The sequence below is a fragment of the Acidimicrobiales bacterium genome (assembly GCA_041394185.1).
GTDB lineage: Bacteria > Actinomycetota > Acidimicrobiia > Acidimicrobiales > Poriferisodalaceae > JAAETH01.
On the sequence record JAWKIQ010000005.1, the window covers coordinates 99,890 to 122,996 of the forward strand.

16 protein-coding genes and 2 pseudogenes are annotated in these 23,107 nt (G+C 65.8%); 3 read left to right on the forward strand and 15 right to left on the reverse strand.

The window, feature by feature from the left end:
* Positions 1-5: 5 nt before the first annotated feature.
* On the reverse strand, positions 6-965 hold the full coding sequence (locus R2770_20565; protein ID MEZ5282859.1) for a TauD/TfdA family dioxygenase: 960 nt from the start codon (positions 963-965) through the stop codon (positions 6-8).
* Between the two features lie 27 nt (positions 966-992).
* On the opposite strand from R2770_20565, the gene R2770_20570 reads away from it, so the two are divergent.
* Positions 993-1,877, forward strand: coding sequence for a hypothetical protein (locus tag R2770_20570; GenBank protein MEZ5282860.1), 885 nt, complete (start codon positions 993-995; stop codon positions 1,875-1,877).
* Positions 1,878-1,900: 23 nt separating this feature from the next.
* Here the strand turns inward: R2770_20570 and R2770_20575 are convergent, their stop codons facing one another.
* The 6 genes from R2770_20575 to R2770_20600 form a co-directional block, all read right to left on the reverse strand.
* Entirely contained in the window at positions 1,901-2,230 is a 330-nt protein-coding gene (locus tag R2770_20575) for a Rid family hydrolase (protein MEZ5282861.1), read from the reverse strand.
* Positions 2,231-2,355: 125 nt separating this feature from the next.
* Positions 2,356-2,574: a hypothetical protein gene (locus R2770_20580; protein ID MEZ5282862.1), complete on the reverse strand. Its 219-nt coding sequence runs from the start codon at positions 2,572-2,574 to the stop codon at positions 2,356-2,358.
* Positions 2,547-4,241 (reverse strand): PQQ-dependent sugar dehydrogenase, encoded by a 1,695-nt coding sequence (locus R2770_20585; GenBank protein MEZ5282863.1) that lies wholly within the window; start codon positions 4,239-4,241, stop codon positions 2,547-2,549. Before R2770_20585 ends, R2770_20580 begins: the two co-directional genes overlap by 28 nt.
* 46 nt (positions 4,242-4,287) lie before the next feature.
* On the reverse strand, positions 4,288-4,806 hold the full coding sequence (locus tag R2770_20590) for a carbonic anhydrase (protein ID MEZ5282864.1): 519 nt from the start codon (positions 4,804-4,806) through the stop codon (positions 4,288-4,290).
* A gap of 488 nt (positions 4,807-5,294) precedes the next feature.
* On the reverse strand, positions 5,295-5,696 hold the full coding sequence (locus tag R2770_20595; protein MEZ5282865.1) for a hypothetical protein: 402 nt from the start codon (positions 5,694-5,696) through the stop codon (positions 5,295-5,297).
* A gap of 141 nt (positions 5,697-5,837) precedes the next feature.
* A complete protein-coding gene (locus R2770_20600) occupies positions 5,838-6,626 on the reverse strand; it encodes a hypothetical protein (protein MEZ5282866.1) in 789 nt (262 codons plus the stop codon).
* Here R2770_20600 and R2770_20605 point away from each other — a divergent pair.
* Together R2770_20605 and R2770_20610 are read left to right on the forward strand one after the other, a co-directional pair.
* A complete protein-coding gene (locus R2770_20605; protein ID MEZ5282867.1) occupies positions 6,616-10,488 on the forward strand; it encodes an FG-GAP-like repeat-containing protein in 3,873 nt (1,290 codons plus the stop codon). The two genes, R2770_20600 and R2770_20605, sit on opposite strands and share 11 nt — an antisense overlap.
* The gene (locus tag R2770_20610) at positions 10,374-14,999 is read left to right on the forward strand and encodes an FG-GAP-like repeat-containing protein (GenBank protein ID MEZ5282868.1); all 4,626 of its coding nucleotides are present in this window, start codon (positions 10,374-10,376) and stop codon (positions 14,997-14,999) included. Before R2770_20605 ends, R2770_20610 begins: the two co-directional genes overlap by 115 nt.
* A 21-nt stretch (positions 15,000-15,020) precedes the next feature.
* On the opposite strand, the pseudogene R2770_20615 reads toward R2770_20610, so the two are convergent.
* The 8 genes and pseudogenes from R2770_20615 to R2770_20650 form a co-directional block, all read right to left on the reverse strand.
* A pseudogene (locus R2770_20615) lies at positions 15,021-15,935 on the reverse strand (transposase).
* 16 nt (positions 15,936-15,951) lie between these two features.
* Positions 15,952-17,193 (reverse strand): ISL3 family transposase, encoded by a 1,242-nt coding sequence (locus tag R2770_20620; GenBank protein ID MEZ5282869.1) that lies wholly within the window; start codon positions 17,191-17,193, stop codon positions 15,952-15,954.
* A 107-nt stretch (positions 17,194-17,300) separates the two neighbouring features.
* A pseudogene (locus R2770_20625) lies at positions 17,301-17,615 on the reverse strand (transposase).
* 250 nt (positions 17,616-17,865) lie between these two features.
* The gene (locus R2770_20630; protein MEZ5282870.1) at positions 17,866-19,347 is read right to left on the reverse strand and encodes a hypothetical protein; all 1,482 of its coding nucleotides are present in this window, start codon (positions 19,345-19,347) and stop codon (positions 17,866-17,868) included.
* 88 nt (positions 19,348-19,435) lie between these two features.
* On the reverse strand, positions 19,436-20,101 hold the full coding sequence (pgl, locus tag R2770_20635; protein ID MEZ5282871.1) for a 6-phosphogluconolactonase: 666 nt from the start codon (positions 20,099-20,101) through the stop codon (positions 19,436-19,438).
* Positions 20,098-21,474, reverse strand: coding sequence for a glucose-6-phosphate dehydrogenase (gene zwf / locus R2770_20640; protein MEZ5282872.1), 1,377 nt, complete (start codon positions 21,472-21,474; stop codon positions 20,098-20,100). Before zwf ends, pgl begins: the two co-directional genes overlap by 4 nt.
* 1 nt (position 21,475) lies before the next feature.
* Positions 21,476-22,351, reverse strand: a complete 876-nt coding sequence (gnd, locus tag R2770_20645) for a decarboxylating 6-phosphogluconate dehydrogenase (GenBank protein MEZ5282873.1) — start codon at positions 22,349-22,351, stop codon at positions 21,476-21,478.
* Positions 22,352-22,432: 81 nt separating this feature from the next.
* Positions 22,433-23,098, reverse strand: coding sequence for a response regulator transcription factor (locus R2770_20650; GenBank protein MEZ5282874.1), 666 nt, complete (start codon positions 23,096-23,098; stop codon positions 22,433-22,435).
* Between the last annotated feature and the right edge of the window lie 9 nt (positions 23,099-23,107).

The following is a 23,107-nucleotide window of genomic DNA, read 5'->3' on the forward strand; positions in this document are numbered from 1 at the left end:
AGAGACTAGCCACCCAGTGACAGCCACAGCCTCAACAGGTGCCTGGGGTTGTCGGGGTCGTCGACGTAGCCGGTGCGGGCGTGGACGATGGCGTGGTTGTTGACCAGTTGCAGATCGCCGACCTCGAGACGCATTGCGACATGCATCCCCGGTTCCTCGGCAATCGACTCCCACGTGTCGAGGGCGCACCTGGTGACATCGTCCAGTTCGATGTCGTCGAAGCGCTCGACCGAGCGGAAGTACTCGAGGTGCATGAAGGTACGAAGCCGCTGGCCGTCGAAGGCCGAGGGCACCACCTCGCTGTATCGGGTGGGCGATCCGGGCGGGCGGCGGCTGTCGAGCATCGTCGGCTGGAACAGGCGCGCGGCCAACTCGGGGCACTCGACGACCATTCGGTCGTGGACCGACACCGACGAGACCACCCGACTGTCTCCGCCGGTTGGTGCGGTCGACACGGTCAGCAGGCCGACGACATCGGCGGCGTCGCAATGGAAGCCGATGTTCTTGTTGGTGCGATAGAGCCGCTCGTTCTCGTGGTTGTCGGCGGCCAGGTCGATGACGTGACCCAACAGATCGCCGTCGGCGTTCTGACCGCCGGGCTCGCCCATGAGACATCCGACAATCCAGCACGCGGTCTCGCGCTGCGCAACTGACCAGCGATCCACCGGAAACCCCGAAACCACCACGAACCCCCGGCCGTCGACGAGGTCGTGGCGCCAGCCCTCGACCTGCTCGGCCAGCGCCGGGAACTGTGCAGCGTCAACTGGCTGCATCGAGAACTGTTCGACCGCGTGCACGTGGCTCTCGAGCTCGTCCAACGCCGGCGACGACAGCGGCAGCCTCCACACGTCGCGACCGCCTACATCGTTGGCGGTCCAGGCGGCGGGCCCACCGACCGGCGCCGTCGGCACTCCCACCGAGGGTCTGTCGAAATAGTGGCCGACCTGCTCGACGAAGGTCCTCATCTGCCAGACAGTATTCGCTGTGGTGGAATGGAGCCCCATGGACACGCCGAGAGATCAGCCGCACAGCCCGCGGTTCGCGAGCTGAAGGTGGCTCAGCAGGACCCGCGCGACTGGCTGCGAGACAGCATGGCGATGTGGCGCGACATCGTTCCAGGGATCGCCGAGCCCATGACCGCCGGGATGATCCAGATGGCCGACGTGTTCGGTGTGTCTCCGGCCAAGGTGTTCGCCGAACTCGTTGCGGCCGCCCGGTCAGATCTGGTCGGCAAGGAACTGTCGGTCGAGGTCGGTTCGACCAGGGTCGACCTGGTGCTGGACGACATCACCACCGAGGTTCACTCGCTGGGGCCCGCGGTGGGCCAGTTCGGCGACATCACCTTGTCTGCGCACGACGTGTTGCTGCACGGGGTGCGCATCGCGCAGGCCAAGGTTGGCCTTCAGAACGTGCATCTGCGACCCGGTACACCGATGGTGCTCGTTGCTGCTCCCGTGCAGGTCGAGGTAAGGCTGGCCGAGGCCGTGGTCGCCGCATTGGTCAGCGACGCCGATGTCGGCGTCAGCTTCGAGATCGTCGATGCCAAACCGCGGGTGAGATCGCTCGGTAGGCCCGCGATGGGTTATCTCGAGGTCGAGTTGGCACCCGCGGTGGACCATGTGATGATCTCGGCGGTGGCCGCCTCCAACGACAGGTGGCGTCTCGAACGGGGCCTGCGCAGGCTGCCATCGGTGCGGTTCGACCTGCCCCGCGAGCTGCGCGGAGTGATCAAACACATCGAGGTCGAAGGCGACGGCGTTGTCCTGAGGGGAAACTTCGACCAGCTGGCCGAACCCGTCAGCCGGGCCCAGATCGATCAGGTGCTGCGCCGCCTGCAGACCTTCACCGGCGACCGCTTGCGCATTCCACGCATCTGAGCTGGCAGCAACATGGTCCGTCGTCAGCGGCGGGCGATCAGCTCGATCTCTACTTGTGCGCCCAGCGGCAGCGCGGCGACCCCAATGGTGGTGCGTGCCGGGAACGGCTCCGCGAAGCGGGTGCGGTAGGCGTCGTTCATCTCATCGAACGTCGCCATGTCGGTCAAGAAGACGTTGACCTTCACGACGTCGTCGGGGCCCAAGCCGGCGCCGGCCAGCACGGCGAACAGGTTGTCGAAACAACGGTGCGTCTGAGCGCCGACTCCCCGTCGACCAGCTGTCCCGTGGCGGGGTCCAGCGGTGTCTGCCCAGAGCAGAACACGGTGCCGTCCGAGTCGATCGCGTGGCTGTATGGCCCCACGGCGACCGCCCCGGCGCGGAAACGGGCACTCTCTTGGCGTTCACTTCGACTCCCCCTGACAACGTCGCCGGGCACCCGCTCGGCGTTGGTGGCCCAGGGTAATCGCGGCGTACCAGGTCAGTTATCGATGATGCGGCGGACACCGCCGCCCAGCAGGGCGACCAGCACGTCGCCATTGGGGTCGGTGCCGAACGCGACGGCACCCGGAGCCCGCAAGCCCAGGTCGACCACCGATACCGCATCGCCGCCCACGATCTGCAAACCCGAGATCACGCCGCTGCAATAGTCGGAGAACAGATACACGCCCTCTAGCGCTGCAAGCCCGCCTCGCGACACCACTCCCCGGTTATCGAGCAGCCCTGGTCGTGTCCGTAGGCGTAGATGGGGAAGAACGGATCGGCGGCCGCAACGTCGGAGAACCTCACGTCGCCCTCCCACGCCTTCCAGCCATAGTTGCGTCCACCGCCCGAACCAGCGGGTTCGAGGTTTATCTCCTCTCGCGAACCCTGGCCGACATCGGCGATCCACAGATCGCCGGTGGCCGAGTCGAACGCAAACCTCCAAGGGTTGCGCAGCCCGTAGGCCCAGATCTCGGCACGCACCCCGGCTTCACCCACGAATGGGTTGGTGCCTGGCACCGAATAGGGCGCCCCCGCCGAGGGTGTGGGGTCGATGCGGTAGATGGTGCCGAGCAGGTTGGATCGGTTCTGGGCGTTGTTCGACGGATCGCCCCCGCTGCCGCCATCGCCCGAAGACGCCCACACCAGCCCGTCTTCGGTGACATGAATGTCGCCGCCGTTGTGGTTGGCGAACGGCTGGGGAATGGTCAACAGCAGCCGACGTGTGGGGGGTGAAACGGTCAGGTCGTATTCGGCCAGTTCGACGCTGCCGGCCAGGTTGGTGTGGTCGAGGTAGAGCTTCGTGCCGTCTGGCGAGAAGTCGAAGCCAAGCAGGCCGCGTTCGTTGTCGGTGGCGGTGAGGTTCGACATGTCGAGCAGGGTCGTGCGCACCGCGGAACCCATGTCGTACCTCACTATGCGGCCCGACCTCTCGGCGACGTACACCCCGGACGAATCGCCGGGCCTCGACCGGATGGCGACGGGCTCGTCGAAAATGCCGAGGGTCTCGAACGCCAGGTCGGCTTGGTCGAGCGGCACCTCGGCGGTGGGCGGGCCCGCTACAGGTGCCCCGAGCCTGGGTGCCAGGCCGCTCTGCTGGAGCTGACCCTTGGCGGTGACCATCCAGTGGCCGTCTCCGCCGGGGGTCACGGCAGCCGCTGCGAAGCGGACGCCGCGTGCAGCGTTCGAACCGATGAAGGTGGCGTCGCCGAAGTCGAACTCACCTCCGTCGAGGGCGAACAGGCGATAGCCGCGTCCCGACGGCGTTGGGGTCATGGACATCACCGGCAGGTCAAGAGCGATGGCGCCGGTCGAACCGAAGAACCCCGCATCACCAAACGCAAACACCCCACCATCGGACGCTACCAACCAATAACCACCACCAGTAGGCGTCGCAGCCATCCCCACCACCGGCTCAACCAAAGCCAACCCACCCGTCGACCCAAAGAACCCCGCATCACCAAACGCAAACACCCCACCATCGGACGCTACCAACCAATAACCACCACCAGTAGGCGTCGCAGCCATCCCCACCACCGGCTCAACCAAAGCCAACCCACCCGTCGACCCAAAGAACCCCGCATCACCAAACGCAAACACCCCACCATCAGAAGCAACCAACCAATAACCACCACCAGTAGGCGTGATAGCTGCGCCGACTATCGGTTGGGCCAGGCCGATGCCCGCCAGATCGCCCAGGTCTGGGGCTTCGCCATAGGACCAGACCACGCCGTCGCTCTCGACGATGATGTAGCCGTCGCCGTCAGGAACAGCGGCTACAGCCACGACGTCAATTGGCGTCGCGGCCCCGGCGGGCCCTGATGCAACCGGTGGCACAATCGCCAGACAGGCAGCAGCTATGAGGACCAGGGCGATGCGGCGCATGGGTACCTGGTACCACATGCCAGGGTCGATCTGCGGTCGGGGCGGGTCAACCGTCGACGGTGACCTCGTGCAACAACCCTGTTTCGACCTCGTACACAAAACCGCGGATGTGGTCCTTGTGAAGGATGAACGGGCTCATCTGCAAGCGCCGAATCGACTGTTTGACGTCGTCGTAGGGGCTGTCGAACGAGTCGAAGGTCCACGCGGGGCGCACACCGGTGGTCTCCTCGAGTTCGCGGCGCAGACTGACCTCATCGAGGTTCTGCAGGCCGCAGTTGGTGTGGTGCAGCAGCACGATCTCGCGGGTACCCATCGCCTTTTGCGACAGATACACCGACCTCAGCACATCGTCGGTGATGATGCCTCCGGCGTTGCGGATGACGTGGGCCTGACCGTTGTGGAGCCCCAGGATCTGGAAGATGTCCATCCGCGAGTCCATGCAGGCCACCACAGCCATGTGCATGGTGGGCCGCACCTGCAACTCGCTGTCGTGGAAATGCTCGGCGTAGGCCTTGTTGGCCTCGACCAGCTGATCGGTATGAGGCTCGAAGTCGTCTTCGGTCATCGGCCAAGAAGTTACCCGTTCAGCCACCCAGGCTTTCCCTCCATACGGGCCTGTCGACTCTTTCAGACAGAAACATGGCTGAAAACACTCGCCTCGATCCCCCGCGTGGGGTCACGGCGCCCCCGGGGCGTCTAGTTCGACGCGCCCTCGCAGCAGCACTTGCCACAGTTCTGATGAGCCTCGGATTCCCCGCCCCCGCGATGGCGCAGGCCGAGGATCCACCCATCGTGGCGCTGGCCTCGCCCACTGGCGACGACGACGGCGACGGCATCGAAAACCGGTACGAAGACGCCAACCTGGACCTGGACGATGACGCCGCCACCAACCCGGGGCCAGACACCGACGGCGACACCGTTCCCGACTATCTGGACCCAGACGACGATGGCGACGGCCTACCGACTGCGTCCGAGAGCGCCGACCCCAACGCTGACGGAAACCCCAGCGACGCGGTCGACAGCGACCTGGACGCCCAACCCGATTACCTGGACTCACCCATCGGGTTGGCATCGGGGGCGCCGGTGGTGTCCGAGCAGAAGGTGTCTGCCACGGTTGGTGGGTTCACCGGCCCACTGGCATCTCAGGACTACTTCGGCTCCAGCGTGCAGCCGATTGGCGACCTCGACCGCGACGGTGTGGTCGATGTCGCCGTTGGCGCCTACTACGACGACGGCGCGGGCTTCAACCGCGGTGCGGTGTACATCCTGTTCCTCAACGCCGACGGCACGGTGAAGACCGAGCAACAGATCAGCCAGGGCGTGGGCGGGTTCGTCGGGCCGACGCCCAACGACGTGGGATTCGGTCGCGATCTCGCGGCACCGGGCGACATCGACGGCGACGGCATCGCAGACCTGGTGGTCGGTTCGCAGTACGACACAGACGGTGGTTCGCAACGAGGCGCCGTGTGGGTGCTGTTCATGAACACCGACGGCACGGTCAAGGCCGAACAGAAGATCAGCTCGACCACCGGTGGGTTGACCGGGCCGATCGACGACTTCGATCAGTTCGGCAACGCGGTGGCGGCCATTGGCGACCTAGATGGTGACGGCCGCAGCGAGATAGCCGTGGGAGCCAAGGGCGACGACGACGGCTTCCTGGACGCCGGCGCCGTCTACGTGCTGTACCTGACCTCCAGCGGAACGGTCGCGTCGCAGACCAAGATCAGCGACACCACAGGCGGTTTGGTTGCTCCGCTGGCCAACACCGACTTCTTCGGCGATTCGGTAGGCCCCGTGGGCGACGTCGACGGCGACGGGGCGTACGACGTGCTTGTCGGCGCCACCGGCGACGACACGGGCGGCTCCGACAGGGGTGCGGCCTATGTGCTGATGTTGAACACCAACGGCACGGTGAAAGCCGAGTCGATGATTGCCAGCGGCACCGGCGGCCTCACATATGGCCTGCTGGACGGCGACCGGTTCGGATACAGCATCGCCGGTGTGGGCGACGCCGACCAGGACGGCAATCCCGACATCATGGTCGGAGCCCCTCAGGCCGATCTGGGCGGCAACGACCGCGGGCTGGTGCTGCTGCTGAACCTCGACGCTTCGGGTTCGGTCATTGGAGAGGCGGCGTTCGGGTCGGGATCCAACGGTGTCGCCGGGCCGCTCGAGAACTTCGACTATTTCGGTTCGAACGTCGCATCGCTGGGTGACCTCGATGGCGACGGCACGTTGAACGTCGTCATCTCGGCGGTCAACGACGACGACGGGTCGCTCGACGCGGGTGCGTTCTATGTGTTCGACCTGACGGCGACCGGTGTCGTCGTAGTCAACTCGACGGGCGACGTCCGACCTGTCGGCCGGCAACGGCGTGTGCGACACCGGCGCGCTGAACACCCAGGGCGACCCCCAATGCACCCTGCGAGCCGCCATCGAGGAGGCCAACGCGTCGGCCGGCATCGACACCATCCACTTCGACATCCCGACGAGCGAAGCGGGCTACGTCGGCGGGTCGCCGGCCTATTGGGTCATCGGTCAGGCGTCCAACTACCCCGACATCGTTGGGGTCGACATCGACGCGACGACCCAGCCCGGCTATGTCGACCCGGTGGTGGTGGTCGATGGCACAGCGACCGGCGGAGGTGGCGGTATCGGCATCGACGCGACCGATTCGCGGATAGCAGGCCTCAGCATCGTCAACGCTCTGAACGGCGTGGCGATGTACTCGGGCGGCAGTCACACGATCGAAGCCACGTGGGTGGGTGTCCTGCCCGACGGCAGTGCGGCGGGCAACGGCGCTGCGGGCATCACGATCACCAGCGGAAGTGCAAGCGTCGACAACGTCGTGTCGTCCAACAACGCGACCGTTGGCGTCCACTTCGACGCTGGGGCCACCGGCACGGTGACGAACAGCTTCATCGGCACAGACCCCACCGGCACAGTCGCGATGGGCAACGACACCGGTGTTCTGGTCTCGGGCGCGACCGGTGTTGTGATCGGCGGCTCGGGTTCAGGCAACACGATCGCCGCCAACACACTGACGGCTGTGTCGGTCGATGGCGGAGCGACGGGCACCGTCGTCCAGGGCAACCAGCTCGGCAAGACGGGCCTGGGCAACGGCTTCAACGGGGTCATCCTGGCCACCGCAACCGAGACGATCCTGGGAGGCACAGCGGCCGGCCAGGGCAACACCATCACCGCAAACGTGCTGGACGCGGTGTACGTGACCGGCGGCTCGCACTCGATCGTGGGCAACACCATCTTCGGCAACGGCGGCCTGGCCATCGACATCGGCGGCGGCATCGAGGACGGCAACGGGGTCACGGCCAACGACGCCAACGACGTCGACAGCGGCCCCAACGACCTGCTCAACCGCCCTGTCATCACCGCGGCGGCCGAATCGGGCGGCAACGTAACAGTCGACTTCGACCTTGACGTGCCGGCGGGCGACTATCGCATAGAACTGTTCACCAACCCGTCGGGCGCGGACTCGAGTGGCTACGGCGAAGGTGAACAGTTCGAGACGGCCACGACCGTTACCCACACCGGATCGGGTTCCGAGTCGTTCCAGCTCGTATATCCGGGCCTGGTCGGTGACCTGGTCTCGCTCACAGCCACCGAGGAGTCTGCGGGCCCCACCTACAGATCGACCTCTGAGTTTTCGGCGACGTTCACCGCAACGGCGGCCGCCTGCACCGACAGCGATGCTGACGGGCTCTGTGACAACGAAGAGGACGCCAACACCGACCTGGACAACGATGCGTCGACCAACCCGGGGCCTGACACCGACGGCGACACCGTTCCCGACTATATGGACCCAGACGACGATGGCGACGGCCTACCGACTGCGTCCGAGAGCGCCGACCCCAACGCAGACGGCGACCCACGCGACGCCCTCGACAGCGACTGGAACGGCACCCCCGATTACCTGGACGCGCCTTCGATGCCGACCTATGGGCTGGTTAGCGCTGACCAGATCGTCGCCGACGCAGAAGGCGGGTTGGCGGCGACGTTCGACAACGGCGACGCGTTCGGCAACAGCGTCGCTGTCATCGGCGACATCGACGGCGACGGCACAGACGACTATGTGGTCGGCGCCAACAGTGACGACGATGGCGGACCCAACCGTGGAGCGGTCTACATCCTGTTCATGAACCCCGACGGCACCGTCAAGGCCGAACAGAAGATCAGCTCGACCACGGGTGGATTTGTTGGCCCGCTCGACGACAACGACGACTTCGGCTCCAGCGTCGCGGGTGTGGGCGACATCGACGGCGATGGCGTCAACGACATCGCGGTCGGCGCGCTGGCCGACGACGATGGTGGATCTGGAGTGGGCGCCGTCTATGTCTTGTTCCTCAACCCCGACGGCACCGTAAAGGACGAGCAGAAGATCTCGGCAACCTCCGGTGGCATCGCAGGGCCCCTCGACCCCGCCGACAGGTTCGGTTTCTCGGCCGCAGGCATCGGCGACCACGATGGCGACGGCGTGAACGACCTTGCAGTAGGCGCCGTGTTCGACAGCGACGGAGCGGGCTTCGCCGGCGCCGTCTACATCTTGTTCCTCAACCCCGACGGCACCGTAAAGGACGAGCAGAAGATCTCGGCAACCTCGGGCGGCTTCACAGGACCGCTGAGCTCCAGCGACTACTTCGGTTCGGCGGTCACGGCGCTGGGCGATGTCGATCTCGACGGGATCACCGACATCGCGGTCGGTTCCTATGGCGCCGACGACGGAGCGAGCGCCGCAGGTGGCTTGTATGTGCTGATGCTGAACGGCGACGGCACGGTCAAGTCGGAGCAGAAGATCAGCTCGGTTGCGGGTGGCCTGGCCACAGCCCTGGAGGGCGCCGATTACTTCGGCATTGGCGCTGCGGGCCTAGGCGACCTGGACGGTGACGGCGTTCCAGACCTCGCCGTCGGAGCGATGGGCGACGACGACGGAGGTGCTGATCGCGGCGCTGTTTACGTTCTGAGCCTCAACCCCGACGGAACGGTGAAGCACCGCACCAAGATCAGCGCCTCTGAGGGAGGGTTGGCCACACCGATAGACGACGGAGCCCAGTTCGGTGTTGCGCTGGCAAGCACCGGTGATCTCGACGGCGACGGCACCATTGGCTTCGTCGCCGGTGCACGGTATGACGAGGGCAGCGGCTCGAACCGCGGCGCCATCTACACCGTCGACCTGACGCTGGCTTTGCCGGTCAACTCCTCTGGTGACGCGACCGACCTCGCGGCCGGCGACGGGGCCTGCGACACCGGCGCACTCAACAGCGAGGGCGACCCCGAGTGCACGCTCAGGGCGGCGGTCGAGGAAGCCAACGCTTTGGCCGGGACCCAGGCCGTCACATTCGGAATCCCGACGTCGGACCCGGGCTACACACCGGTTCCCGGCTATTGGACCATCTCGCCCACCTCCGCGCTGCCCGCTGTGGCCGGAGACGTCATCGTCGACGCGGCGACCCAGGCTGGCCACACGCCCAACACAGCGACCGCTCCCGCGGCCCTGAACGGCACCCACACGATCGAGATCGACGGATCGGCCGCAGGGCCGGTCGCCGGCTTGACGCTGACGGGAACCAACACAACGGTTCGCGGCCTGACCATCGGCGGCTTCGCAGGCGCTGCAGTGCTGGCCTCGCCCACGGCCACCGGAGCTGTGATCGCCGACGTCTGGTCCGGAACCACCATCGACGGGACCGGCGTCAACGCCAACGGCACCGGGCTGCGCATCGAAGGCGCCGGCGTTCAGGTCGGCGGCGCCACCCCTGGCGATCGCTCGGTATTCAGCGCCAACAGCGGAAACGGCGTCGAGCTAGTCGGAGCCACCGCAGCCGGGGTCGTAATCGAGGGGTCGATGATCGGGCTGGCGGTCGATGGTCTGGCGGCGCTGGGCAACGGCGACGACGGCGTGTCCATCGCTTCTGGCGCCCAGGGCACGACCATAGGCGGTGCTTCGGCCGACTTGACCAACATCATCTCGGGCAACGCCGGCGCCGGCATTCGTCTGAACTCGTCCGGCAACGCAAACACGGTTCGCAACAACCTCATCGGTGTCGACTCGACAGGATTGACGGCGTCGCGAACGACACGGGTGTGCGAATCGAGAACGCCAGCGCCCTCAGCACCATCCTCCAGAACACGATCTCGGGTAACACCGCCGAGGGACTGGTCGTTGCCGACGCGGGCAGTGACTTCAACCTCGTCTACGAGAACCGCTTCGGCGTCGGTACCGACGGACTGACCGCGGTTCCCAACGGCGGGCACGGCATCTCGGTCGAGGGTGCAGCAGCGACGACGATCATCGGCACCGAATCGCCCGCCGAAGCGAACATCATCGCCAACAACGGCGGCGACGGGGTGTCGTTCGCAGCCGGAGCGGCACGCGAAACCGCCGTGCTGATCAACTCGATCCATTCCAACGGCGGTCTCGGGATCGACCGCAACGACGACGGCGTGACCAGGCCAGACCACCCAGACACCGACACCGCACCCAACCAGGCGTTCATCCAGTCGATCCACGACAACGGCGACGCGACCGTGACGGCCGTGCTGGCGCTCGATGTCGCCGACGGCGACCAGCGCATCGACATCTACACCAACCCCAGCGGTGCCGACCCGACGGGCTTCGGCGAGGGTGAGGTCTGGCACTCGACGCAGACCATCACCGACGCCGGTGCGGGGGTGCAATATCACCCCATTACGTTCGCCGGATCGGCGGGCGACCTCGTGTCGATGACATTCGCGGAAGACCCAGGAGTCGGCTACGGAGCGACATCGGAGTTCACCGCCGTCGTCGAGGTCGGCCATCACCTGGTGGTCAACTCGACCGGCACCGCAACAGATTCGGTTCCGGGCGATGGTGTGTGCGACACGGGTGGGCTCAACTCGGCCGGCGACCCCGAGTGCACCTACCGCGCCGCCGTCGCCGAGGCCAACGCAGACACCGACCTGGACACAATCGACTTCGCCATGCCGGTAACCGAAGCCGGCCACTCGGGTGGAGTGTGGTCGATAGGCGGTTCTCCCGGTTTCGCAGCGATTGTCAACCCGGTCGCCATCGACGCCACCACCCAGCCTGGCTACGCGGGCACCCCGGTCGTCGAGATCGACGCAACCACCGGCGACGGCATCAACCTGGGCGCCAACGCAGACCGATCCACCATCAGAGGCCTGTCGATCGGCGGTGCTTCGAACGCCCTCGACATCGCGTCAGGGTCCGATGGGCATCGCCTGGTAGCCAACCACATCGGCGTCGACGCGACCGGCACCAGCACGTTTGCCCTCATCGCAGCGACGTTCTACACGCGGGGCGCCTTCGCCGAGATCGGCGGGACCACGCCCGAGGACGCCAACGTGATCGGCAGCGGCGACAACGGCATCTTCCTCGATGGGCCGGCTACAGCCAACCTGGTCGCAGGCAACTACATAGGCACCAACACCGCGGGCGATCCCGGCCTGACCTCCAACTTCGACGCAGTCGTGCTGAGCGGTGGCGCTGCATCGAACACGATCGGCGGGCCCACCTCGGCTCATCGGAACATCATCGTCGGCGGCAGCGGCGACGGCGTGAACCTGCGCAGCGAAGGTGACGATGGCAACACGGTCCAGAACAACTGGATCGGCCTGGCTTCCGATGGAGTGACCGTGTTGACCTACGGGGGCGACGGCGTGTTCATCAGTTCTGGCGGTGACAACACATTGGTCGCCGGCAACGTCGTGGTTGGCTTCGATGTCGCCGGCATCGAGATCGACGGGCCCAGCGATGGCACCGTGGTGCGAGGCAACTTCATCGGAACCGATACCACCAAGACGATCGCCGCAGGAGGCCAACAGAACGGCATCCTCGTCGAGAACGGGCCGTCCAACACCGTCATCGGAGGCACCGGCCCCGGCGACGGAAACGTCGTCACCGACAACGGCAAGGGCGGAGTCTGGGCTCACGGCATCGAGGTGAACCCGAGCGTCGGCTCGGGCACGGTCCTTCTCGGCAACGAGGTCTGGAACAACTTCGGTATCGGCATCGATGTCGGTCCGGATGGGGCCACAGCGAACGACAGCCCAGACGCCGACGGTGTACCCAACCATCCCAGCATCACCAACGCCGTTCATCTGGGCGGCACCGTGACCATCGACTACGACATCGACTTGCCGGCCGGCGACTATCGCATCGAGTTCTTCTACAACACCGCGCCAGACTCGTCGGGCTATGGCGAGGCCGAGACCTACGTGGGGTTCGACGCGGTCGTCGCCCACCCGGGCGGTTCGGCTTCGTACTCGGCTGCGTTTCCGGGAGCCGGTGGCGAATGGATCGCCACCACCGCCACACCCGACCTCGGTGGCGGCAGCTTTGGCGAGACATCCGAGCTGTCGCTGGCCGTGCTGGCGCTGACCGACACAGACGGCGACGGCCTTTGGGACAGCGTCGAGATCGGCGACACCGACGGTGACCTGACGCCCGACTTCCAGGACACCGACGACGATGGCGATGGCACGCCGACCGCCGCCGAAAACGCCGACCCCAACGGCGACGGCTTCCCCTGGGACGCCCTCGACAGCGACTTCGATGCACAACCCGACTACCTCGACCAGCCGTTCAGCACTCCCCTGCAGTCGTTCCAGGTACTCCAGAAGATCAGTGACACGTCTGGTGGGCTGGCCGAGCCGCTCGCCGACGACGACTGGTTCGGCGCGTCGGTTTCGCCGATTGGCGACCTCGACGGCGACGGAGTGGTCGACATCGCGATCGGTGTCGAGCGCCGGGACGACGGCGCTGCTGACGCCGGCGGGTTGATCGTCGCGTTCTTGAACACCGACGGCACGGTCAAGGCCGAGCAGAAGATCAGCGCTACCTCCGGAGGGTTCACCGGTCCGCTCGACGCCGACGACCGGTTTGGCACTGCGCTGGCGGCAATCGGCGACGTCGACGGTGACGGCGTGACCGATCTGGCTGTCGGATCGTTCCGCGACGACGATGGAGCGACCGACGCCGGGGCCGTCTACGTGCTGTTCCTCAACACCGACGGCACCGTCAAAGCAGAACAGAAGATCTCGGCTACCGCCGGCGGCCTTACAGGACCGCTCGATGCCAACGACCACTTCGGATTGGGTGTCGGAGCGCTCGGTGACCTCGACGGCGATGGGGTGCCCGACATCGTCGTGGGGGCTACCGACGACGACGATGGCACACCAGACGCCGGTGCCGTCTACGTGCTGTTCCTCAACCCCGACGGCACCGCCAAAGCAGAACAGAAGATCTCCAACACCGCCGGTGGGCTGGTCGGGCCAATCAGCGGGCTCGGATACTTCGGTATCGACGCCGTGGGCCTCGGCGACGTCGATGGCGACGGGGTTGGCGACGTCGCTGTCGGCGCATATCGCGATGACGACGGAGCCGCCGATGCCGGCGCTGTCTACGTCCTGCTCATGAACACCGACGGCACCGTCAAGGCAGAACAGAAGATCTCCAACACTTCCGGAGGGCTGGGAGCGATCCTGGCCGCAGGAGACAACTTCGGCGTAGAGGTGGCGGCCATAGGCGACGTCGACGGCGACGCAGTCCCCGATCTGGCGGTGGCCGCGTACAGGACCGACGAAACCGGCGCGGACTCGGGCGAGGTCTACATCCTCAACCTCAACGGCGACGGCACGGTCAAGGCGGCGAATGGCGTTCTCAGCAGCACACCGTCGCTGTTCGCATCCATCGATGCGAGCGACAACTTCGGACGGGCATTGGCCCCACTGGGCGACATCACCGGTGACGGGCTGCTCGACTTCGCCATCACCGCCGACCGTGATGACGACGGAGGCACAGATCGTGGTGCGGTCTGGTTGCTGTCGACCAGCAACTCATACGGCCCGAGCGTGGCCGACATCCCGCTGGCCGAGTGCCAGGCACTGGAAGACCTCTTCAACGACACCAACGGCGCCAACTGGTCGACCGCCACGGGATGGCTCGCCGACGCGTCGGCGGACAACTGGCATGGAGTGACCGTCTCGGGCGGCACCGTCACCGAACTGTCGCTGCCCAGCAACTCGCTGACAGGCACCCTGCCCGCGACCCTGTCGAACCTGACCAATCTTCAGGTGCTCGACCTGTCTGCCAACTCGCTCACGGGCTCGTTCCCAGCCTGGACCGCCAGCGCAGCGCCGCTGACGACATTGCGCCTGAACGACAACGAGTTCACCGGCACCGTTCCGGCCGGCTTCGGCTCGCTCGCGGGTCTGGTCCGTTTCGACCTAGAGACCAACCGCCTCAGCGGCTCGCTACCGGTCGACATGGGGTCTTCGACCTCGCTGCAGATCCTGGACCTGGCCAACAACGGGTTCACCGGTTCGATCCCCACGACCTGGGGTTCGATACCGACCCTCACCCGCCTGGGCCTGCAGAACAACGCTCTGACAGGATCGATACCCACCGAGTTGGGCAACCTGCCGGCGATCGACAAGCTGTTGCTGGCCAACAACGGCCTCACCGGCCCGATCCCCACCAACCTCGGCTCGGCCACAACGCTCACCTGGCTCGACCTTCACTCGAATCAGCTGAGCGGGGCGCTGCCGACCGAGCTGGGCTTGCTGATCAACCTGCAGGGCCTGGCCTTGCACGACAACACCTTCACCGGTGCGGTCCCGGTGTCGTTGTCGAATCTGACGCTCGCCACCTGGCTCACGTTGCACGACAACGCCGGCCTCGGCGCCGTTCCCCAAGCCGTCATCGATCTGCCGTCGCTGATCGTGTTCACCCAACCCACCTAGACACCCCAGGGGCGTAGCTTGTCAAGCGGCGAGGGGTGGGTCGATGGGTTGGCGGTGGGCCCAGGCGGTGTGTTCGTTGTAGTGGGTGCGGGTTCGTAGGCAGCCGTGGAGGTAGGCGACGAGTCGGTTGCCGAGGGCTCGTAGGGCTTGGTGGTGGAGGTCGCCGGCGGTTCGTCGTTGGTCATAGAAGGTGCGGCAGGCTGGGCTGGCGGTGATGCTGCAGAAGGCCCATTGGTCGATGGCGTCATAGAGCCGTCGGTTGCGGACGTGACGGGCGAGCACGGCCCGTTTCTTGCCGGAGGCGATGGTCAGTGGTGAGGTGCCGGCGTAGTTCCGGCGTGCTTTAGCATCGGCGTAGCGTTCGGGGTCGTCCCCGAATTCTGCGAGTACCCGGGCGCCGAGGATGACACCGAGTCCTGGCAGGGAGAGGTAGATGTCGGCGTCCGGGTGCTGGTCAAAAGATGAGGCCAGTTCGGTCTCGAGCTCGGCGATGGCGTTGTTGATGCCGGCGATCACTTCGACCAGTGCTCGGGTGGTGGCGGCGAACGCGGCGACAATGGCGTCGCGTGCATCAAGCTGGGGTGTTCGCAGTGCGACCTGGATCTGGGCGGCTCGGGTATCGAGGTTGCGGCGGCGGCCGCCCCGCTTGAGCGCGGAGCGGATCTGGGCCACGCTGAGCCGGGCGGCATCGGCAGGGTTGGGGGCCTTGGCCAGGACCGAGAGTGCGTCGGGGTGGGCGAGATCGTCGAACGCGTCGAGCGCAGCCGGGAAGTACTCGCGTAGGTCGTTGCGTAGCCGGTTGGTGTGCCGGGTTCGGTCCCAGATCAGATTCTGATGGGCTCGGGCCAGCACCTTGATCCCGGCCGCTTCGGCGCTGTCGCCGGCGATCTGGCGATGGTTGTGGCGGTCAGTGCGGACCAGATCGGCCAACACTTTCGGAGACTGCGCGGTTTCATGGGGTGAGGGCTGCTGGTTTCGGTGGGGGTGATGGTAGTGGTGGGCATGCGAGGATGCCTCTGGCTTCGTAGTTGGCGCGGTTGACGAACCCGTAGGCGGTTCGTCGGAGTGTTTGGAGTTTGTTGTTGGTGCCTTCGAGTCGTCCGTTGGAGATCCGTCCGCATGTGTGGAACGCGAGGATCTGGTCGGACCAGGCCAGGATCGTGTCGACCACGTTGTCGAACTCGGGGATTTGGCGGGTGTCGTAGAGGTCGGCGAACCGGTTGATCGCTGCTTCGGCCGCTGCCATGTCGTCGGCCTGGTAGATGCCGTAGAGCTCTTGAAGGGCCCGCCAGCCGAGAGCGAGGCGGGGGTGGGTGTCGAACAGGGCGGCCAGTTTCGGGTCGAGTTCGACATCGAGGTCGGCCTTGCGTAGGAGAGCGAACCGGGCTCGGAACACGTCAGGTTCGAACGCCGGGCGGGCGACGCCGACCGGTTCGCGGCGTTGCACGTCTCGACGTAGGAGGGTGAGCCCGGTGGAGAACCATCTGATGACGTGGAAGCGGTCCAGGACGTGGGTGGCGTGCCCGAGCCGAGCGTCGATCGCAGTCTTGTAGGACTTGGAGCCGTCGGAGACGACGATGCGCACGCCACGACACCACCGGTGTCCCTGGCCGGCGAGGAACCCGTTGAGCGCAGCCGCGTCGCGGTGAGCGATCATGGCGAGCACTTCGCCGGTTTCGCCGTTCTGCAGGACGGTGACGTAGCGGTGGCGGCGACGCATCGATGTCTCGTCCACCAGCAGCACCCGGCAGCGCTGCGAGCGTCGGTGAGCGCCAACGAGGGTGGCCCAGTCGTTGACGAGTCCCATGATCAGCCACCACGACAACCGGTGCCGGCGGGCAACAGAGCGGATCGTCATCACCCGGGCATCCGCGACGAGCTGGCGGGCCAGACGCCGCGTGAGCTTGCCTTCGAACTCGGGGTGGGTCTCGAGATGACGCTCACCACAGTTGCCGCAAGCGAACCGGCGTCTTTGCCACACCAGCGTCACCAGCCGACCCGACACGGGCAGATCACGAACCCGTTTGGGACGGCGGTCATGCACGCGGCGACACTTGAACCCGCACCAAGGACAACGAGACCACGACCTCGTCGAGGACACGGCAACCTCGAGACGATCGATCTCATCGATCAACACCGTCAACACACGGACAAGACGCAGATGCAAACGCACCCGCATAACATCGAGAGCCATCGAGGCCTCCTTGGGATGGTGACTTCAGCAATCACCGATTCCAGCGGGGGCCTCGACCCATTTCAACAACCCGCGGCCGACCTCATCCCACGTCCACGCGCAGAGCCCACTTTCGCGTCGCCGGCATCGGACTTGGCGCCGGCCACGCTGTGGCGGTCCCGATAGCGAGACACCGACATCGGATTGATCGCGTACACCTCATAGCCCGCTCCGACCAGAGCTTGGACCCACAGACCACGTTCGGTCTCGATCCCAACCACCACCTGGGACGGATCGTCGACGTGATCGGCGACCATCGCGTGGAACCCGGCGATCCCCTCGAGGCCCTCGGGTAGTCGTCTCGCCGCAAGCCGTTCGCCCGCTTCGTTCATCACATGGACGTCATGATGAGCCTCGGCCCAATCATCGCCCACGAACACCAAGGCCATCGGTTGCTCCTTCAGATCTGATCGGTGGGTTGAGCAGCGGGCGCACCCTGCGGCGACCTAATGGATCAGTGCTCGACGGCACGACACCCCATGAGCGCTTGAATGGGCAGCCCGAACCAGCCAACCGGGGCACGATCTAGGCCTAGGAATCCAAAAGGCTCCAGGGTGCAACAGTGCTCACCGGCCAGCAGCTCGGTGCCAGGATCTCACGAACCCAGCACCCCCATTAGGGTGGGTGCGGGGATCAGCCGATGGTGCACTCTCGCTGAAGCGACTTGTACTCGACCAGATCGCCGTCGTAGATGTAGACGGCCTCGAGGGTGTAGGTGTCCGTCGGCGAATAGTCGACCCAGGCGAAGGTCTCGGCATTGACCCTGGTGCGCCACTTGCCGTCTTCACGAACCTGGTAATACGACGGCCGCGCTTCGAATGGGGCGATCAGAAACTCTGCCGGTTCCCACTCGACCGAGACGCCGCCACCGGCGAGGGGCGAGACGGTGCACGACGCCGGAGGTGGCTCTTCTTCGAAGAAGGCACTGCCGCAATCGATCCACGGCGACACGACACCGTCACCCCATCCGCGAACCTCGACTTGGACGGTTCCGTTGCGCGGGCCACCCAGAAGCGGCTGGCCGAATGGGTTCTCGGGGTTGTGCCAGAAGAGATCGAACGCCAACAGCTCGCCGTCGTAGCGGATCTCGTAGAAGCTGAATTGCTCGCCGAGCACGTAGTCGACATAGGGGAATCCGCCACCGAAGCCCGGGTAGTCGATAGGACACCCGAACCTGGCGGGCACGACCTCTGGGAACTCGGGCGTAGCCGGATGGCACGGTGTGTACGCGGATCGCTGGCCGTCCTCGGCGATGGATCGAACGCCGTACTCAACGGTGCCTGCCGGCGCCGACTCGTCGAGCCAGTTCCCGCCGGTCACCTCAACACGGGTCAGCCACGCGCCGTTGCGCTCGATCGCGTAGGTGCCGCGACCGCCTTGCCATGCCAGTCGCACAGTGCCGTCCGCGGAGCGAGCGGCGATGCACTCGATGGGCCCGTCGGGCGCCGGGTCGACCGGCGGATCGTCGGGAGCGATCGTGCAATCGACATACGCTGTCTTGCCAACCGCGGTGACGGCTCGGACCGAATACTGGGTGTCCGACGAAGCCGGAATGTCGGCGTCGGAGTATGCGGCCGCCGCTACCCGATCCAGCCAGACCCCATCACGTTTGATCGCATAGACCCATGCACCGTCGACCTCTGACCACGTGACCTTCGCCGAGCGTGAGCCGTCGGCGGCAACCGAAACAACCGCCTCGCACGCGGCGGGCGGCAGCGGGCCTTCATTGCGCTCATCGAGATCCAGAGGCGCACAGTCGGTGTAGCCCGACTTGCCTTCGGCCGTGATTGCCCGCACCGAATACTGCAGCGCCCCAGACTCGGGGGCACCTCGGTGAGGGAAGGAGAACACGACCTCACCAGCTGGGTTCTGGCTGGTTCGTGTCAGCCAAACACCGTCGAGCTTGATCGCATGGGCATAGGCGCCATCGACCTGGCTCCAGTGCACCCATATGACCCTGTTGCCGTTGTATTCGCCGACCTCGGCCCAACACCGATCGGGAGCCGCCGGCTCACTCGAGGCTCCGGCCTCAGTTGCTCCGACCGCTGCCAACAACGTCGAGAGCACCACAACCGCCAGAACGGCAACCGTCGCCCTTCTCGGTACGAACCTCATCCAATTTCCTCTTCGCTACTGGAAACGCGACGTGACGCTGCGAAACCTATAGTCGACCACCCTGCGTGGCAAGCCCTGGCGCGATAAGTCAGTTGCGTGGGCCGATGGATTCTGTGGTCGTGACCAACCATGTGGCCGCACCACGAAGCCGACCCGCCGGACCCTCTCCCGCCAACGCACTGTGCAATGCTTTGCGCTTGGTCGGGCCGTGAGCCAGAACAATCCTGACGGCGCAAAGGTCGAGGCTGGTGAAGGTGAGGGTCAGCCTGGTGTGGCCGCGGTAGGGCAGGGTTCTGGCGACCACGTCTCGGCTATCGAGCGCAGGGTCGCCCGGAACCAGCGAGGCGGTGTGCCCGTCATCGCCGACACCCAGCAGGGCCACGTCGATGCCGCCGCGCTCGCGCACTATTCGACCGTAGGCGGCGCTGGCCGCCTCAACACTGCCGGCAAGAGGAACGATCTGGGCCGAAGCCCGCCTCCCCAATGCGTCGATAAGGCCCCCGAGGTTGCTGTCGGGGTGGTCGGGCGGAACCTCACGCTCGTCGACTTGGAGAATCGTCACCCGAGCCCAGTCGATGTCGGCCGCTACGGCCAGCCGCTGATATGCAGGCCAGGGCGTCGAACCGCCCGACAACGCCATGACGGCCTCGCCGCGGCCTGCCAGTGCCGCCCTGATGCGCGCGGCCAGAAGGTCGGCGGCCAGCCCCGATGCGTCATTCGCATCTGCGGCGGCCAGAACCGTGGCTCCTTTCACGGCTGGTGCCACTCGAAGTCGCGGTCGACCCGTGGCCCGAAGGTTCCGCGCCGGTAGATGTATGGCGGCTCGGATGGCTCGAGGATGGGCTCGACCACGCGCCACTGGTGATCCACGCCGTCGGCCCTGCCGAACCGGCGGGTGTCGCCCGACATGGCGTCGTCGAGCAGTTGCTCGTATGCCTCGGGGGCGTCGCCCAGGATCTCAGACGATGACACCGACAACTCGACAGGTGCCACCTCGTCGTTGTTGGGCTCCTTGGCCTGGATGTGCAGCGAGATCTCGTCGTCTGGCTTCATGCGGAATCGCAGGTGATTGGGGTGAGGTCTGCTGCCGCCGACGCCGTGGAACAGCGCCATCGGCGGCTGCTGAAACTCGACGATCGCCTCGGTGACGGTCGTTGCCATCGCCTTTCCGGCGCGCAACCTCCAGGGCACCCCGGCCCAGCGCCAGTTGTCGATCTCCAGGGTCAGCTCGACGTAGGTCTCGGTGTTGCTGTCGGGGTCGACGCCGTCCTCGTCGCGGTAGCCCTCGTATTGTCCTCGAATGACAGTGGCCGGATGGATCGCCTTGGTGGCGGCCAACACCTTCACCTTCTCGTCGCGCAGCGCCTCTTCGGTGGCCGCGACGGGCGGTTCCATCGCCATCAGCGAAACCATCTCGAGCAGATGGTTCTGCACCACATCTCGCAGGGCGCCGACGTCGTCGTAAAAGCCGCCTCGACCTTCTACGTCGAAGTCCTCCAGCATCGAGATCTGCACGGACTGGACGTAACGCCGGTTCCAGATCGGCTCGAACATCGAGTTGGCGAAACGAAACGCCAGCAGGTTCTGAATCGGCTGCTTTCCGAGGAAGTGGTCGATGCGAAACACCCGAGCCTCGGGGAAGGCGTTCAGCAGCGTCTGGTTCAGCTCGCGGGCCGACGCCAGGTCCCGGCCGAACGGCTTTTCGACAACTACCCGGGCCCCGTTCTGGTTCAGACCTGCACTGGCCAAACCCTCGATCACGTCGTCGAACAGAAACGGGGGTATCGCCAGATACGAAAGCGGCGCCTCTGCATCGCCGACGGCTTGGGCGATCTTCGAGTACAGCGATCGGTCGGTGTAGTCGCCCTCGACGAACGTCAGCCTGGCCGTGAGGCGGTCGAGGACCTGTTGGTCGACGTCGCCCTCGGTCGCCCGGATGGCCTCGGTGGCAAACTCCGCGAACTCGGCCGCGCCCCAGGGCGATCGCCCGACACCCACGACGGTGCTGCACAGATGCTCACGCAACTCGAGGCGGTACAGCGACGGCAGCAACTTCTTCTTGGCCAGGTCGCCCGATGCGCCGAACAGCACCAGGGCCTGAGACCTCGGATAGGTCGTCGTGGCCATGTCAGCCCTCTGCCGACTTCACAGCATGGCCACCGAACTGGTTTCTGAGTGCGGCTATGACCTTCATCGCCGGGCTGTCGTCTTGGCGCGAGCCGAAGCGCGCGAACAGTGCAGCTGAGGTGACCGGCGCGGGCACGGCCAGCCGCACCGCCTCCTCGACCGCCCAGCGGCCTTCGCCGCTGTCGTCGGCGTAACCGCGGATCGACTGCAGGCCCGGGTCTTCGTCGAGCGCATTCACCAGCAGATCGAGCAGCCACGACCGAATGACGCTGCCGTTTCGCCAGGCCGACGTTGCAGCCTTGATGTCGATGTCTAGCTCGGATGCGCCGAGCAACTCGTAGCCCTCGGCAAACGCCTGCATCATGCCGTACTCGATGGCGTTGTGAACCATCTTGGTGAAGTGGCCGGCACCGCTGGGGCCAACGTGGGCCAGACCGTCTGGTGGTGCCAGGCTGCGCAGCACCGGCTCGATGTGCTGGTAGTGCTGAGGGTCGCCGCCCACCATCAGGCAGAAGCCCTCTTGCAGGCCCCACACTCCCCCACTGACACCGGCATCTACGAACCCGATGCCGGCCTCGTCGGCGTGTGCGGCGCGACGCATGGTGTCGTGAACATTCGAGTTGCCGCCCTCGACGATGATGTCGCCTTGGTCGAGCAACTGCACCAGTTCGTCCACCACCAACTGCGTCGGCTCTCCCGCCGGAACCATCACCCACACCACCCTTGGCGATTCGAGCGACTCGACCAGCTCGTCGATGCTGGCCACGTCTCGCTTGTCGGGGTCTCGGTCGTAGCCCACCACTTCATGGCCGTCTCTGCGCAAGCGCTCTGTCATCCCGGCGCCCATCCGTCCCAGACCGATCATCCCGATTCGCATCAGTTCCTCCAGAAGAACTCGCTCGGCAGTGTCAACACCTACCCCGGTCCCGAGATTCCAAACGCAGCTGCCTGCAAGCATTCACCCGCTGTTGCCGTTGGCGCCCACCCGGCCCGTTTCGTACGCCCACATCGCCATCTCGACACGGTTGCGCACCTGCAGCTTGTTCATCAGGCTCGCCAGGTGGCTCTTGACGGTGCTGAGGCTGATGAACAGCTCCTCGGCGATCTCGTTGTTGGTGCGACCCCTGGCCACGGTCAACAGCACCTGTTCTTCTCGGTCGGTAAGCGCCTCGATGGGCTGGGGGACCGAAGACGGCTCTTGGATGGCAGAGAAATGGCCCAGCAGGCGAGCCGTGATGCTCGGCGCGATCAGGGCGTCGCCGTGGGCCGCGGCCTCGATCGCCTGAACCAGCAGGTCCGGACCGGCATCTTTGAGGAGGAACCCACGAGCACCGGCTTTCAGGGCGCCGTGGACGTACTCGTCGAGATCGAAGGTGGTGATGATGACGATGGGCATCGGGTCTTCGACGTCTGGGCCGGCCAGGACCTTGGTGGCCTCGATGCCGTCCATCTCTGGCATTCGGATGTCGAACAGGCACACGTCTGGTCTCAGCCGCCGCGCTGCTTCGATCGCCTGGCGTCCGTTGGCCGCCTCTCCAACCACCTCATAGCCCTTGGCTTGGAGGATCAACCTGAATCCTGTGCGTATGAGTTCCTGGTCGTCGGCCACCAGCACACGCAGCATCGGATCTCC

Coding starts and splice junctions, on each gene's coding strand:
- R2770_20565 (MEZ5282859.1), bottom strand. CDS start 965: ATGAGGACCTTCGTCGAGCAGGTCGGCCACTATTTCGACAGACCCTCG.
- R2770_20570 (MEZ5282860.1), top strand. CDS start 993: ATGGAGCCCCATGGACACGCCGAGAGATCAGCCGCACAGCCCGCGGTT.
- R2770_20585 (MEZ5282863.1), bottom strand. CDS start 4,241: ATGCGCCGCATCGCCCTGGTCCTCATAGCTGCTGCCTGTCTGGCGATT.
- R2770_20590 (MEZ5282864.1), bottom strand. CDS start 4,806: ATGACCGAAGACGACTTCGAGCCTCATACCGATCAGCTGGTCGAGGCC.
- R2770_20620 (MEZ5282869.1), bottom strand. CDS start 17,193: ATGGCTCTCGATGTTATGCGGGTGCGTTTGCATCTGCGTCTTGTCCGT.
- R2770_20630 (MEZ5282870.1), bottom strand. CDS start 19,347: ATGAGGTTCGTACCGAGAAGGGCGACGGTTGCCGTTCTGGCGGTTGTG.
- zwf (MEZ5282872.1), bottom strand. CDS start 21,474: ATGGCCACGACGACCTATCCGAGGTCTCAGGCCCTGGTGCTGTTCGGC.
- gnd (MEZ5282873.1), bottom strand. CDS start 22,351: ATGCGAATCGGGATGATCGGTCTGGGACGGATGGGCGCCGGGATGACA.
- R2770_20650 (MEZ5282874.1), bottom strand. CDS start 23,098: ATGCTGCGTGTGCTGGTGGCCGACGACCAGGAACTCATACGCACAGGA.